This is a genomic window from Agrococcus pavilionensis RW1, assembly GCF_000400485.1.
In the GTDB taxonomy this organism is placed as follows: Bacteria; Actinomycetota; Actinomycetes; order Actinomycetales; family Microbacteriaceae; genus Agrococcus; species Agrococcus pavilionensis.
This window is the reverse complement of record NZ_ASHR01000006.1, coordinates 1-12,052: the sequence shown is the minus strand read 5'-3', so window position 1 is coordinate 12,052 and position 12,052 is coordinate 1. Positions and strand designations below refer to the sequence as shown.

Genomic DNA, 12,052 nt, shown 5'->3' with positions numbered 1-12,052 from the left:
GCGGCTCAAGCCGCGATGATCGCCTTGATGCGGTCGGGCTGGAAGCCCGACCAGTGCTGCTCGTCGGCGATCACGACGGGTGCCTGCATGTAGCCGAGCTCCTTGACCGTCTGCAGCGCCTTGTCGTCGGCGGTCACGTCGAAGATCTCGTACTCGATGCCCTGGGCGTCGAGCGCGCGGGTGGTCATCGTGCACTGCACGCAAGCGGGCTTCGAATAGACGGTGACGGTCATGGCCGCTCTCCTCGGTGTGGTTCCGGTGCTGGGGTCTCGTGGTCCGGCCGTGGCCGGGCTCCCACTATATGTGGGGTCTGGCGGCGATCAAGGACACAAGATGGTGTGTTTCTCCACACCTGGGTCAACAAGAACTCCACAGGTGTCATTCCCACCGCGGAACGACGCGGAAAAGCCTGTGGAGAGTCGGCGCGCGCCCTGTGGGGAGTCGGCCGGAAGATCTTCGCGACACGCCGACGGCGACTTACACCGGTGTCGTTCGGCGTCGGCATCGGGCACCTCCGGGGGCTTCGAGGGGCACGCTACGCCGGGCCGCCCACATGCCGCTCAGCGCGCGCGCAGGGCCCTCAATCGCTCCCGCTCCGCCGGCTCGAGCCGCTCGGTCGCGAAGCGCAGGGCGATCGCCGTCATGCGCGGCGCCTCCCGCTCGAGCACGCCGATCAGCAGCTCGCGATCGACCTTGCCGACTTCGCGCAGCACGGCGCCGATCGTGCGCTGCAGCTGCGCCGCGGGGGAGCCGAGCATCCCGAGGGCGAGCCGCACCGCCTCCGCCGGCCGCCCGCGCCGCACAAGCGGGAGCGAGCCCATGAGCGCGCTGCGCTGCCTGAGCGGGTCGGCCGATGCCGCGAGGTCGTCGAGCACCGCGGTGCCGTGCTCGATCGTGGCGCGGCCGAGCACGGAGGGGGCCGCGAGGTCGACGAGATCCCACGAGACGATCCGGTCGTGCTCGGCGACGTAGAGCGCGGCGGCCTCGTCGAGCCACGGGTCGCCCCGTCGGGCGCGCTTGGCGCGCTGCCCGAGGATGCTGAGGCCCAGCACGCGCGCCTCGTGCTCGGCACGCTGCAGCAGCGCCCGCACCACGTCGAGCGGCGCGTCGAGGTGCTCGCGCGCGAGGGCGAACACCGCGCCCATGCGCACGCCGAGGATCGCGGTCTCGGCGCGGTCGGCGAGCGCCCGCTCGAGCGCGGCCCGCTGCTCCGGGCTCGCGAGCGCGCGCAACCGCTCGACGAGCGCGATCGGCGCGTCCGCCCCCTCCGGCTGCACGGGCCCAGGCTGGCACCCGTGCAGGTCGCGCACAAGGCCCGCTCAGGCGGGGCCCGTACCGTCGCCGATGCACACCAGTGGAGAAGGAGGCAGCATGGCTGACATCACCGGCAAGAAGGTCGCGTTCGTGCTCACGGACGGCTTCGAGGACTCCGAGCTCACGAGCCCCTGGGAGGCGGTGCAGAGCGCCGGCGGCGAGCCGACGCTCATCTCGCCGAAGGAGGGCTCGATCGAGGGCAAGAACGGGCACGAGCAGGTGGTGGATGCGTCACCCGGGTCGGTGAGCGCATCCGACTTCGACGCCCTCGTGCTCCCGGGCGGCGTGGTGAACGCCGACCACCTGCGCATGGACGAGGCCTCCGTCGCGCTCGTCAAGGGCTTCGCCGACGCGGGCAAGCCCATCGGCGTCATCTGCCACGGCGCGTGGATCCTCATCGAGGCGGGCGCCGTCGACGGCCGCCGGATCACGAGCTACCCGAGCCTCAAGACCGACCTGCGCAACGCCGGCGCCGAGTGGGTCGACGAGGAGGTCGTCACGGACAAGGGGCTTGTCTCGAGCCGCACGCCCGACGACCTGCCGGCGTTCAACGCGAAGATCGTCGAGGAGTTCGCCGAGGGCACGCACGAGCGCTGACCGGAGCGGTCAGGAGCCGGCTGCCTGCTGCGGCAGCCGGCTCCTGCCACTTTGGGAGGGTCAGTCCTCCTGCCACCCGAGCTCGCGCGCGACGGCGGCGAGCGAGCCGAGCAAGTGGGCGTTGTAGTCGAGCCCGAGCTGGCTCGGGAGCGCGAAGAGCAGCGTGTCGGCCGCTTGCACCGCCTCGTCGGCGAGCAGCCGGCGGGCGACGTGCTCCGGCTCGCCCGCATAGGTCGGGCCGCCGCGCACCGCACCGCCTTCCAGTCGCCCGATGCCGTCGCGCTGCTCGTCGGCGAGCCCGAAGTAGCGGCGGTCGTCGTCGGAGAAGAAAGGGAAGGCGCTGCGGGTCACGGCGGTGCGGGGCGGCACCGGGTGCCCCGCCTCGGCGTAGGCGGCGAGGTAGCCGCGCAACTGATCGGCCTGCTGCACGTGGAATGGTCGGCCGTCGTCCTGCGTCAGCAGCGTCGACGAGAGCAGGTGGTAGCCGTGCTCTGCGGCCCACAGCCCGGAGGCGTGGTTGCCGGCGCCCCACCACAGCCGGTCGGCGAGGTCGGGCGAGCGCGGCTCGACGGGCAGGTCGGGGCCCTGGCCGAGCTGAGCCGCGCGCTCCGAGCGAGCCTGCGGCTCGCCGCGCAGCGCCCGGCGGAAGTGCGCGGCGCGCTCACGGGCGACGTCCGACCAGCGCTCGCCGACCTCGAGGCCGAGCCCGAAGCGCTCCTGCCCGTCGATCGCCGGCTCAGGGGAGCCGCGCGAGATGCCGAGCTGCAGTCGGCCGCCCGAGAGCAGATCGGTCGCGCTCGCGAGCTCCGTCATCGCGAGCGGCTGCTCATAGCGCAGGTCGACGACGCCCGTGCCGAGCTCGAGCGTCGACGTGCGAGCAGCCATCGCCGCGAGCAGCGGGTAGGGCGTCGCGAGCGACTTGTCGAAGTGGTGCACCCGCACCCAGGCGCCGTCCATGCCTGCCTCCTCGGCCGCGACGGCGAGCTCGACGTGCATGCGGAGCGAGTCGCCGGCCGTCGGCACGCGCGAGCCGACGACGTTCCGGTAGTGCCCGAAGGAGAGGAACCCGATCCGCTTGCGCACGCTTGGGAGAACCCCGGCGCGGGGAAGCGCATTCCGCGCGACCCGTCTCCGCCGCGGGTCGCCGCGTGTCAACCGACGTGACAACGGCACGTTATCACCGCTATAACTGTATCTGCGCACCAGCCGGTCCGGCTCGCGCGAGTCCCTCACCGCATCCCTAGGAGCACCGTGCCCACCACTGACGCGCCCGCGCCCTCGCGCGCTCGCCGGATCCTCGGATCCTTCGGCTTCCAGATCTCTGCCGCGCTCGTGCTCGGTGTCGTGCTCGGCCTCGTCGCGCTGCAGCTCGGCCCCGGCGCCGACGGCGCCGACAACCCGCTCGCCGAGACGCTCGCCACGATCGGCTCGAGCTACGTCGCGCTGCTGAAGACCGCCGTCGTCCCGCTCATCCTCACCGCGATCATCGCCTCGATCGCGCGGCTCGGCCGCGTGCAGAACGCCGCGCGGCTCGCGGGCCAGACGCTCCTGTGGTTCGCGATCACCGCGGCGATCGCGGTCACGATCGGCATCGCCCTCGGCGTGACGCTGCAGCCCGGCGCCCGCGTCGACGGCTCGGGGCTCGAGCCTGGCGAGCCGAGCCGCGTCGGCGGCTGGTGGGACTTCCTCACGGGCCTCGTGCCGCAGAACTTCCTCGGCCTCACCGTCTCGACGCGCGAGTCGGCCGAGGGCGTCATCAGCTCGACCGTCGGCTTCAACGTGCTGCAGGTCATCGTCGTCGCGACCGTCGTCGGCATCGCCGCGCTCAAGCTCGGCAAGAAGGCGCAGCCCTTCCTCGACTTCACCGAGTCGACCCTCAAGGTGATCCAGAAGGCGCTGTGGTGGGTCATCCGCATCGCCCCGATCGGCACGGTCGGCCTGCTCGGCAACGCCGTCGTGCAGTACGGCTGGGAGAAGCTCGGCACGCTCGCGTGGTTCGTCGGCGCGATCTACCTCGGGCTCGCGCTCGTGCTGTTCGTCGTCTACCCGGCGCTCGTCAAGGCGCACGGCCTCTCGATCCGCCAGTACTTCTCGGGCGTGTGGCCCGCGGTGCAGCTCGCGTTCGTGAGCCGCTCGTCGATGGGCACGCTCCCGCTCACGCAGCGCGTCACCGAGCGCAACCTCGGCGTGCCGCGCGAGTACGCGTCGTTCGCCGTGCCGTTCGGCTCGACGACGAAGATGGACGGCTGCGCCGCGATCTACCCCGCGATCGCCGCGATCTTCGTCGCCCAGTTCTTCGGCATCGAGCTGACGCTCATCCAGTACCTGCTCATCGCGGTCGTCTCGATCGTCGGCTCGGCCGCGACCGCGGGCACGACCGGCGCGACCGTCATGCTCACGCTGACCCTCTCGACGCTCGGCCTGCCGCTCGAGGGCGTCGGCCTGCTGCTCGCCGTCGACCCGATCGTCGACATGGGCCGCACCGCGGTCAACGTCGCGGGCCAGGCGCTCGTGCCGACGATCGTCGCGAAGCGCGAGGGCATCCTCGACCGCGCGATCTACGACGGCCCGCGCGGCGACGGCCCGTTCCTCGACGACTCCGACGAGGCGGCCGAGGCGGATGCGTCGACGCCGTCGGGCGCGGAGCCCGATGAGCGCCGGGAGCCGGTGCCGGCGCGCTGAGCCCGGGCAGGATCGGAGAAGCGAGCCGCGATGCGCACCGGCAAGATGGTGCGCATCGCGGCTCGCGCGATCGACGACGATCGGAGGATCCCCATGGCGAAGACCGAGGCGAAGACCGAGGACGGCACGCTCTCGAAGGAGGAGCGCGAGGCGCTCAAGGCCCGCACCGCCGAGCTGCGGCGGCAGTCCAAGGGCGGCAACAAGAAGGAGCGCGACCGGCAGGACGTGCTCGACGCGATCGAGGGGCTCCCCGAGCCCGACAAGTCGCTCGCGCAGATGGTGCACGAGGTCGTCTCCGAGACGGCGCCCGACCTCGACCCGAAGACCTGGTACGGCTTCCCGTCCTACGCGCGCGACGGCAAGGTGCTCGTGTTCTTCCAGCAGGCGTCGAAGTTCGACGAGCGCTACTCGACGCTCGGATTCCAGACGATCGCGAACCTCGACGACGGCGACATGTGGCCGACCTCGTACGCGGTCGTGGCCGACACCCCGAAGGTGCGCAAGCAGATCGCCGAGCTGGTCGCGAAGGCGGTCAGCTGATCCCGGTCGGTCGGGAATGCGCATCGCCCAGCAGCGTTGTCTAAACTTGAGTCGGGCACACTCAAGTCCGACACGACGACTTCAGGGAGATGCACATGGCCGCGATCTACGGGCCGAGCTACGGGTTCGGCGGCGACGGGTCCTTCGATGACTTCATCGCGCGGATCCTGCAAGGACAGCGCGTCCCGGCGCAGCGCTCGATCGACCTCTCGCGCCTCGTCTCGCGGCGCATGAGCTCGGTCATGGCGAGCGCCGTCGAGTACGCGCGCGAGCACCGGCACGCCGAGGTCGACGCGCTGCACCTGCTGCACGCGCTCCTCGAGCTGCCGCAGGTCGGCGCGACCGTCGCGGGCGTCGGCGTCGACACGGATGCGCTGCGCACGACGGTCGAGGAGCGGATGCCGGCCGACGGGGATCGTGAGATGCCCTCTCCGCCGTCGCTCACCGCATCCGCCCAACGCGCACTGCGCGACGCCTACCAGATCGCGCGCGCCAACGGCTCGAGCTACATCGACCCCGAGCACCTCTTCTTCGCCTTCATCGTCGCGGGCGACAGCGCCGTCGGCGCGCTCCTGCAGGAGACGGGCATCACGCCCGATGCGCTGCAGCGCGCCGCCGCGCAGGCGCAGCGCGACGCGATCGAGGCCCAGCAGGCGCGGCCGTCGAAGGCGGTCGACCCGAGCTCGACCACGCCGACGCTCGACGAGTTCGGCACCGACCTCACGGAGCGCGCCCGCGCGGGCGAGCTCGACCCCGTGATCGGTCGCGCCGACGAGATCGAGCAGACGATCGAGATCCTCTCGCGCCGCACGAAGAACAACCCCGTGCTCATCGGCGAGGCGGGCGTCGGCAAGACGGCGATCGTCGAGGGGCTCGCGCGCGCGATCGTCGAGGGCGAGACCGAGGCCGGCACCGTGCCGAAGTCGCTGCTCGGCAAGCGCGTCGTCGCCCTCGACATGACCGCGATGGTCGCCGGCACGCGCTACCGCGGCGACTTCGAGGAGCGCATCACGAAGGCGATGGAGGAGATCAGCGCCCACAAGGACGAGCTCATCGTCTTCATCGACGAGCTGCACTCGATCCTCGGCGCGGGCGGCGGCGGTGAGGGCGGCATGGACGCCGCGAACATCTTGAAGCCCCGCCTCGCGCGCGGCGAGCTGCACATGATCGGCGCGACGACGCTCGCCGAGTTCCGCCGCATCGAGAAGGACGCGGCGCTCACCCGCCGCTTCCAGCCCGTGCTCGTCGCCGAGCCGAGCGTCGAGGACGCCGTGCGGATCCTCGAGGGGCTCGCGCCCGCCTACGCGGAGCACCACCGCGTGACGTACACGCCCGAGGCGATCCGCGCCGCGGTCGAGCTCTCGCACCGCTACATCAGCGACCGCTTCCTGCCCGACAAGGCGATCGACCTCATCGACCAGGCGGGCGCGCGGCTTCGGCTGCGGCTCGGCACGAAGGTCGACGTCGATGCGCTCGTCAAGGAGCGCGAGCACCTCGAGGACGAGAAGCGGCAGGCCGTCGAGGCCGAGGAGTTCGAGGAGGCGACCCGCATCCGCGACCGCATCGCGGCGATCCAGGCCGCGATCGACTCCGGCTCGGGCGAGGACGGCACGGTCGACGAGGAGGAGATCGCCGAGGTCGTCGCGCGAGCGACGGGCATCCCCGCGTCGCGGCTCACCGAGGGCGACCGCGAGCGGCTCGCCCGCCTCGAGCAGGAGCTGCACGAGCGGGTCGTCGGGCAGACGGATGCGGTGAGCGCGATCGCGAAGGCCGTCCGCCGGTCGCGCTCGGGGCTCGGCGACGCGTCGCGGCCCATCGGCTCGTTCCTCTTCCTCGGCCCGACGGGCGTCGGCAAGACCGAGCTCGCGAAGGCGCTCGCGTCGAGCCTGTTCGGCTCGGAGCGCGCGCTCGTGCGCTTCGACATGTCGGAGTTCGGCGAGCGGCACACGGTCGCGCGCCTCATCGGCGCCCCTCCCGGGTACGTCGGCTACGACGAGGCGGGCCAGCTCACCGAGAAGGTGCGGCGCCAGCCCTACTCGGTCGTGCTGCTCGACGAGATCGAGAAGGCGCATCCGGATGTCTTCAACCTGCTGCTGCAGGTGCTCGAGGACGGCCGGCTCACCGACGGCCAGGGTCGCACGGTCGACTTCCGCAACACGGTCGTCATCATGACCTCCAACCTCGGCAGCGAGTTCCTCGCGTCGAAGGCCGGCCCGATCGGCTTCCAGGCGGGCGACGGCACGGGTTCGAGCGACGAGCTGCGCGCGAAGGTCATGGGCAAGCTGCGCGAGCAGATGCGGCCGGAGCTCATCAACCGCATCGACGAGATCGTGCTGTTCCAGAAGCTCGAGCCGGAGGAGCTGCGGCAGATCGTGACGCTGCTGCTCGATCGCGTGCGGGAGCGGCTCGCGGCGCAGGAGCTCGAGCTCGAGGTGACGGATGCGGCCCTCGGCTGGCTCGCGGAGCACGGGTACGAGCCGGAGTTCGGTGCGCGGCCGCTGCGCCGGCTCATCCAGCGCGAGGTCGAGGACCGCGTCGCGGACCTCATCGTCGGCGGCCTCGAGCGCGGCACGATCCGGGTCGATGTGGAGGGCGACGGACTGGCGGTGACCGCGGCCTGACCCGCACCGCGGGCCGCAGGGGGGCTTGCCACCCGGCGTGTCCCCCGCCATGCTCTCCTGACACGAAGGAGGCGCCATGGCCGCTCTCTCCGCCCGGCTCGCCGCGGTGCTCGACGCGCTGCCGCTACGCCCCGGCATGCGCGTGCTCGAGCTCGGCTGCGGCCCCGGCGCGCTCGCGCGCGCGATCGCGGAGCGCGTCGGGCCCGAGGGCTTCGTGCTCGGCGTCGACCGCTCGATGATGGCGGTGCAGGCGGCCGAGCGGCAGTCCGATGCGGGCAACCTCAAGTTCCGGGTCGTGAACGCGGAGGGCTTCCACCTCAAGGCGGGGGAGGAGCCGTTCGATCTCGTCGTCGCGATCCGCGTCGGCGCGCTCGACGGGCGCCACCCCGAGCTCGAGGCCGCGGCGCTGGAGCGGCTCCGCGCGGCGACGGTGCCCGGCGCATCCCTCTTCATCGACCGCGGCGACCCGCTCGAGGAGATCGGGCTCCACAGCGAGCCCGCTCCGGCCGCGTGAGGCTTCGCGGCCGAGGTATCGTCGAGCCGAATCCGTCGGCGGGGCTCGGGAGCGCAGCATGAGCGATCGTGTCGCGGTGATCGGCGCGGGCGTCATCGGCCTCTCGATCGCCCACGAGCTCGCGGTCGCCGGGCGCGACGTGACGGTGCTCGCCGATGCCGACCCGCTCGAGACGACCTCCGCGGTCGCCGGCGCCGTCTGGTTCCCCTACGCGGCGGAGCGCTCGGCGACCGTCGACGCGATGCTCGCCGTTACCCTCGAGCGCTTCCTCGCGATCGCTGCCGATCACCCGGCGGCGGGCATCGACCTCCGCTCCGGCGTCATCGTCGAGCGCTCGCCCGAGCCCGACCGCTCCTGGACCGCCTGGGTCGACGCGACCGAGGTCGACGCATCCGAGCTTCCCGTGTTCCGGCTTCCCGATGGGGCGACGGGCCTCCGCACCACCGTGCCGCTCGCGACGATGTCGCTCTACCTGCCGTGGCTGCGCGAGCGCTGCGTCGGGCTCGGCGTGCGGTTCGAGCGGCGCGCGATCGACGACGTGGATGCGCTCGCGCGCGCCTTCGACGTCGCCGTCGTCGCCGCGGGGGTGCGGTCGGGCTCGCTGCTCGGCGACGATGCGAGCGTCGTGCCGATCCGCGGGCAGGTCGTGCGGGTCGAGAACCCCGGGGTGACCGAGTTCGTGATCGACGACGAGGACCCGGCGGGCCTCACCTACGTGCTGCCGCGCCGCGACTGCCTCGTGCTCGGCGGCACGCACGAGCTCGGTGCGACGTCGCTCGAGCCCGACCCCGCGACGGAGGCGGCGATCCTCGAGCGCTGCGCGCGGCTCGTGCCCGCCGTCGCGGGGCAGCGGATCGTGTCGCGCGGCGTCGGCCTGAGGCCGGGCCGGGAGCGGCTCCGCGTCGAGGAGGTGCCCGGCCGCGCGCTGCGCACCATCGCGGCCTACGGCCATGGCGGCTCGGGCATGACGCTCTCGTGGGGCACCGCCGAGCGCGTCGCTGCGCTGCTCGCGTGAGCGCAGTCCGGCTCAGGGCTGCGGCGGTCGGCGCTATCCCTGCGCCGGCGGCGGGCCGTAGCCCCGGCCCGGCTGCTGATGTCCGTACGGCTCCTGTCCGTACGGCTCCTGTCCGTACAGCTGCTGCCCGGGCTGTCCGGGCTGGGCGTAGCCCTGCCCGTACATCGCCCGGTAGGCGGGGTCGTACTGCACGCCCGCCGGGTTGGAGGGGAGGATGCACATGATGAGCGGCACGATGCCGAAGCCGACGATGCTCAGCAGCGCGAACGCGCCGTGGAAGTTCGCGTCCTGCAGCCGCCGCCACATGGCCGCGTAGGTCGGCAGCAGCAGCGCGAGCCCGACGACGAGCAGGAGGGCGAGCCAGCCGAGCATCGCGCCGAGCGGTCCCGCGACCTGGTCCGCGCTCGCGGTCACGCCGCGCTCCTGCAGCTCGATCGTGCGCACGATGAGCTGCACGTACGCGATCCAGAAGGGGATCTGCGCGACGAGCGAGACGAGGCCCGTGAACAGCATCGCCCACCAGAACTCGCTGCGGCTCGCACGGCCCGAGAACTGCACGTAGCCCTGGAAGAAGCGCTTGATCGCCTGACCGAAGGAGGCGCCGTGCAGCGGCTGGCCGACCGGCGGGAGGCCCGCGGTGCTCGTGGTGGTGCTCGTCACGCAGCCATCATGGCGCACGAGGGCTGCCGTCGCGCCTACGGCGTGAGCCCTTGCGCGAGCACGGCCGCGGCGAGCGAGCGGTCGCCGCGCACGCCGATGCCCGGTGCGTCGAGCGGGAGGCGGCCCCACGCGAGCAGCGCGAGCGACTTCGACGACCCGGCGATCGTGACCGCCTCGGCGCCTGCGGGCGCTCCCGCGAGCGCGAGGGATGCCCCCGCGCCCTCGGGCTGGAACGAGATCGCCGCCGAGGGCGGCGCGACGCGCTCGAGGCGCACTTGCCGGGGATGCATGACGGTCACGACCTCGTGGAGGCAGTCGAGCCAGCGCTCCGGCGGCGCCGCGACGTCCTCGCCGATCGCGGCGCGCAGGTCCCAGAGGTGCACGAGCGTCTCGTGCGCCTGCCGGCGGTGCCAGAACCGCACGGTGCTGCCGGGCTGCGGCCCGGTGCGCTCGTCGCGCGGCACCCCGTCGTCGAGCAGCGTCCACGCCGGCGCGTCGGGGTCGAGCTCCGCGAGCGTCTCGCGCAGCTCCGCCGCGCACTCGGCGTACAGCGCGGGCGCGTCGAAGGGGCCGCGGCCGAGCGGGGTCTCCTGCTGCCGCCGCGCCTGGCCCGCGGCCCAGTGGTGGATGCGCGCGAGGTGGACGACGAGCTTCTCGACCGTCCAGCGGCCGAGCCACGGCACCGGCGTCGCGGGATCCGCGCGCAGCGCCGTCTCGAGGAACTGCTCCTGCAGGTCGGCGAGGGCGCTCAAGTGGTCCATGGCCGCACGCTACGCGACAGTGCACACGCCGTTCGGCTGCCGACGCGGTCCAGGTTCGAACGGTGGAGACGAGCCAATGCTGGTGAAAGCGTCGAGGCGGACGCGGCGTTCGAGAGCGGCGCTAGACGCGAGCTCATCGGCCGAACGCGTCGATCGCTTCTTGGAAGGCGCTCGGTTCGGTGCGCAGTGTGCGGCTGACGAGCAGTACCCCGTGATCGCGCGTTTCGAACCAGGGCTGAGATGAAGGCACGATGAGGATGCGCGTCAGTCCCCGAGCCTGTGCCGCCCGTACCGCCTCTCTCGCCAGCCACTCCGGCGCCCGCCGCAACGGCGGAGGCGGCCACGTCGTCAGGGCGTCTCTCCAGCGGTGCACCGCATCGATGTCGATCCCGGCGCTGCCGAAGCGGTCCTGCCATGTGCTGCCGAACCGGTCGCGCATGGCACCGTATCGATGGAAGGACTTCCAGACGCTCCACCAGCGCTCGTCCCATAGCGAGGAGTTCTCGGGGGTCAGCGCGCGAACCCTTGTCGTATCTGGCGCCGGGTCCGCCATCGGTACTTGGCGGTCTCCGAGGCCCCACGCGTGCCGCACGTAGAACAGCACGATGACGTCAGGACAGCGCTCGTCCACTGTTAGCGGCTCACCGCTCCCGCGCGGACCGACTGCAATCTTGGTCACCATGTGTCGTATGGAGGTGGATCATAGATGTAGCACTGAGCGCCATTCCACAGTTGAACGTACGAGTTTGTTGCGACTTCGCCGAAGCCATGCGCGGCCCCGTAAGTGAACTGGTAGTAGTGGGTTGCAGTCCATGTCGTCGAAGCGTTGAGTCCGCTGAAGGGCTCGGTGAAAGTGCCGGTGCTGCTTGCTCCCGCGACATTCCAGCGGTGATACACGGAGGTTGCGTAAACGCCGTATCCCGTGGTGATGCGTATCTTGCTTCCAGTATTCCGCGCGATCACCAGAGAGGCCGTGCCGCAAAACGAATTCAGGGCCATCGACGAGGTCGCGTCGGCGCCTGCGGCAGAATCCGTGCTTGAGCGAGCAGAAACGAGCGTGCCATTCTCCTCGCGTATCACGAAGCCATGATCCGCGGCGACCTCCCGGTCGAAGCCACGAACAACCATCGGTGTTGTAGTCGAACGAGTACCAACATCCGCAACACCGGCTGGATCGGCAGTAGGCGCGAGGGCGCCTCCGGTGAGAAGCAAAAGCAACACTGCAGAGCCCGCGAAGACGCTTACAACACGACGACGACGCACGATAGCCTCTTTGCTCGGTGTGGTCAGCCTAAACCCGAATCGTCCCGGAGGCAACGGAACGACGTGCCTCAGCTTCTTTGAGCGC

12 protein-coding genes and 1 pseudogene are annotated in these 12,052 nt (G+C 71.7%); 6 read left to right on the top strand and 7 right to left on the bottom strand.

Features of this window, described 5'->3' with window-relative positions; translation table 11 throughout:
* Positions 1-5: 5 nt before the first annotated feature.
* A complete protein-coding gene (gene nrdH, locus L332_RS17480) occupies positions 6-233 on the bottom strand; it encodes a glutaredoxin-like protein NrdH (RefSeq protein ID WP_021009527.1) in 228 nt (75 codons plus the stop codon).
* A 327-nt stretch (positions 234-560) separates the two neighbouring features.
* Positions 561-1,277 (bottom strand): DNA alkylation repair protein, encoded by a 717-nt coding sequence (locus L332_RS17475; RefSeq protein ID WP_021009526.1) that lies wholly within the window; start codon positions 1,275-1,277, stop codon positions 561-563.
* A gap of 94 nt (positions 1,278-1,371) precedes the next feature.
* Between L332_RS17475 and L332_RS17470 the strand changes: the two genes are divergently transcribed.
* Positions 1,372-1,911: a type 1 glutamine amidotransferase domain-containing protein gene (locus tag L332_RS17470; RefSeq protein WP_021009525.1), complete on the top strand. Its 540-nt coding sequence runs from the start codon at positions 1,372-1,374 to the stop codon at positions 1,909-1,911.
* A gap of 60 nt (positions 1,912-1,971) precedes the next feature.
* On the opposite strand, the gene L332_RS17465 is transcribed toward L332_RS17470, so the two are convergent.
* Positions 1,972-2,994 (bottom strand): LLM class flavin-dependent oxidoreductase, encoded by a 1,023-nt coding sequence (locus tag L332_RS17465; protein WP_021009524.1) that lies wholly within the window; start codon positions 2,992-2,994, stop codon positions 1,972-1,974.
* Between the two features lie 168 nt (positions 2,995-3,162).
* Between L332_RS17465 and L332_RS17460 the strand changes: the two genes are divergently transcribed.
* The 5 genes and pseudogenes from L332_RS17460 to L332_RS17440 form a co-directional block, all read left to right on the top strand.
* Positions 3,163-4,593, top strand: coding sequence for a dicarboxylate/amino acid:cation symporter (locus L332_RS17460; protein WP_021009523.1), 1,431 nt, complete (start codon positions 3,163-3,165; stop codon positions 4,591-4,593).
* Positions 4,594-4,623: 30 nt separating this feature from the next.
* Positions 4,624-5,133 carry an iron chaperone gene (locus L332_RS17455; RefSeq protein WP_021009522.1) on the top strand — a complete coding sequence of 170 codons (510 nt, stop codon included), beginning with the start codon at positions 4,624-4,626 and terminating at the stop codon, positions 5,131-5,133.
* Between the two features lie 95 nt (positions 5,134-5,228).
* Positions 5,229-7,754, top strand: a complete 2,526-nt coding sequence (locus tag L332_RS17450; protein ID WP_021009521.1) for an ATP-dependent Clp protease ATP-binding subunit — start codon at positions 5,229-5,231, stop codon at positions 7,752-7,754.
* 76 nt (positions 7,755-7,830) lie between these two features.
* Positions 7,831-8,268 (top strand): methyltransferase domain-containing protein, encoded by a 438-nt coding sequence (locus L332_RS17445; protein ID WP_021009520.1) that lies wholly within the window; start codon positions 7,831-7,833, stop codon positions 8,266-8,268.
* 31 nt (positions 8,269-8,299) lie between these two features.
* Positions 8,300-9,283 (top strand): annotated as a pseudogene (locus L332_RS17440) (NAD(P)/FAD-dependent oxidoreductase); the annotation flags it as partial.
* Positions 9,284-9,316: 33 nt separating this feature from the next.
* Here the strand turns inward: L332_RS17440 and L332_RS0114640 are convergent.
* The 4 genes from L332_RS0114640 to L332_RS30005 form a co-directional block, all read right to left on the bottom strand.
* Complete coding sequence (locus tag L332_RS0114640; protein ID WP_021009518.1) at positions 9,317-9,943, bottom strand: DUF805 domain-containing protein; 627 nt, start codon at positions 9,941-9,943, stop codon at positions 9,317-9,319.
* A 35-nt stretch (positions 9,944-9,978) separates the two neighbouring features.
* Complete coding sequence (locus L332_RS17435; RefSeq protein ID WP_021009517.1) at positions 9,979-10,704, bottom strand: maleylpyruvate isomerase family mycothiol-dependent enzyme; 726 nt, start codon at positions 10,702-10,704, stop codon at positions 9,979-9,981.
* A 133-nt stretch (positions 10,705-10,837) separates the two neighbouring features.
* Complete coding sequence (locus tag L332_RS17430) at positions 10,838-11,386, bottom strand: hypothetical protein (protein ID WP_021009516.1); 549 nt, start codon at positions 11,384-11,386, stop codon at positions 10,838-10,840.
* A partial coding sequence (locus L332_RS30005; protein ID WP_235045054.1) for a hypothetical protein occupies positions 11,380-12,052 on the bottom strand: 673 nt, incomplete at its 5' end. The genes L332_RS30005 and L332_RS17430, both read right to left, overlap by 7 nt.

Bases quoted from the DNA above. Each gene is read 5' to 3' on its own strand.
- nrdH (WP_021009527.1), bottom strand. From the start codon at position 233: ATGACCGTCACCGTCTATTCGAAGCCCGCTTGCGTGCAGTGCACGATG.
- L332_RS17470 (WP_021009525.1), top strand. From the start codon at position 1,372: ATGGCTGACATCACCGGCAAGAAGGTCGCGTTCGTGCTCACGGACGGC.
- L332_RS17455 (WP_021009522.1), top strand. From the start codon at position 4,624: ATGCGCACCGGCAAGATGGTGCGCATCGCGGCTCGCGCGATCGACGAC.
- L332_RS17450 (WP_021009521.1), top strand. From the start codon at position 5,229: ATGGCCGCGATCTACGGGCCGAGCTACGGGTTCGGCGGCGACGGGTCC.
- L332_RS17445 (WP_021009520.1), top strand. From the start codon at position 7,831: ATGGCCGCTCTCTCCGCCCGGCTCGCCGCGGTGCTCGACGCGCTGCCG.
- L332_RS17435 (WP_021009517.1), bottom strand. From the start codon at position 10,704: ATGGACCACTTGAGCGCCCTCGCCGACCTGCAGGAGCAGTTCCTCGAG.
- L332_RS17430 (WP_021009516.1), bottom strand. From the start codon at position 11,386: ATGGTGACCAAGATTGCAGTCGGTCCGCGCGGGAGCGGTGAGCCGCTA.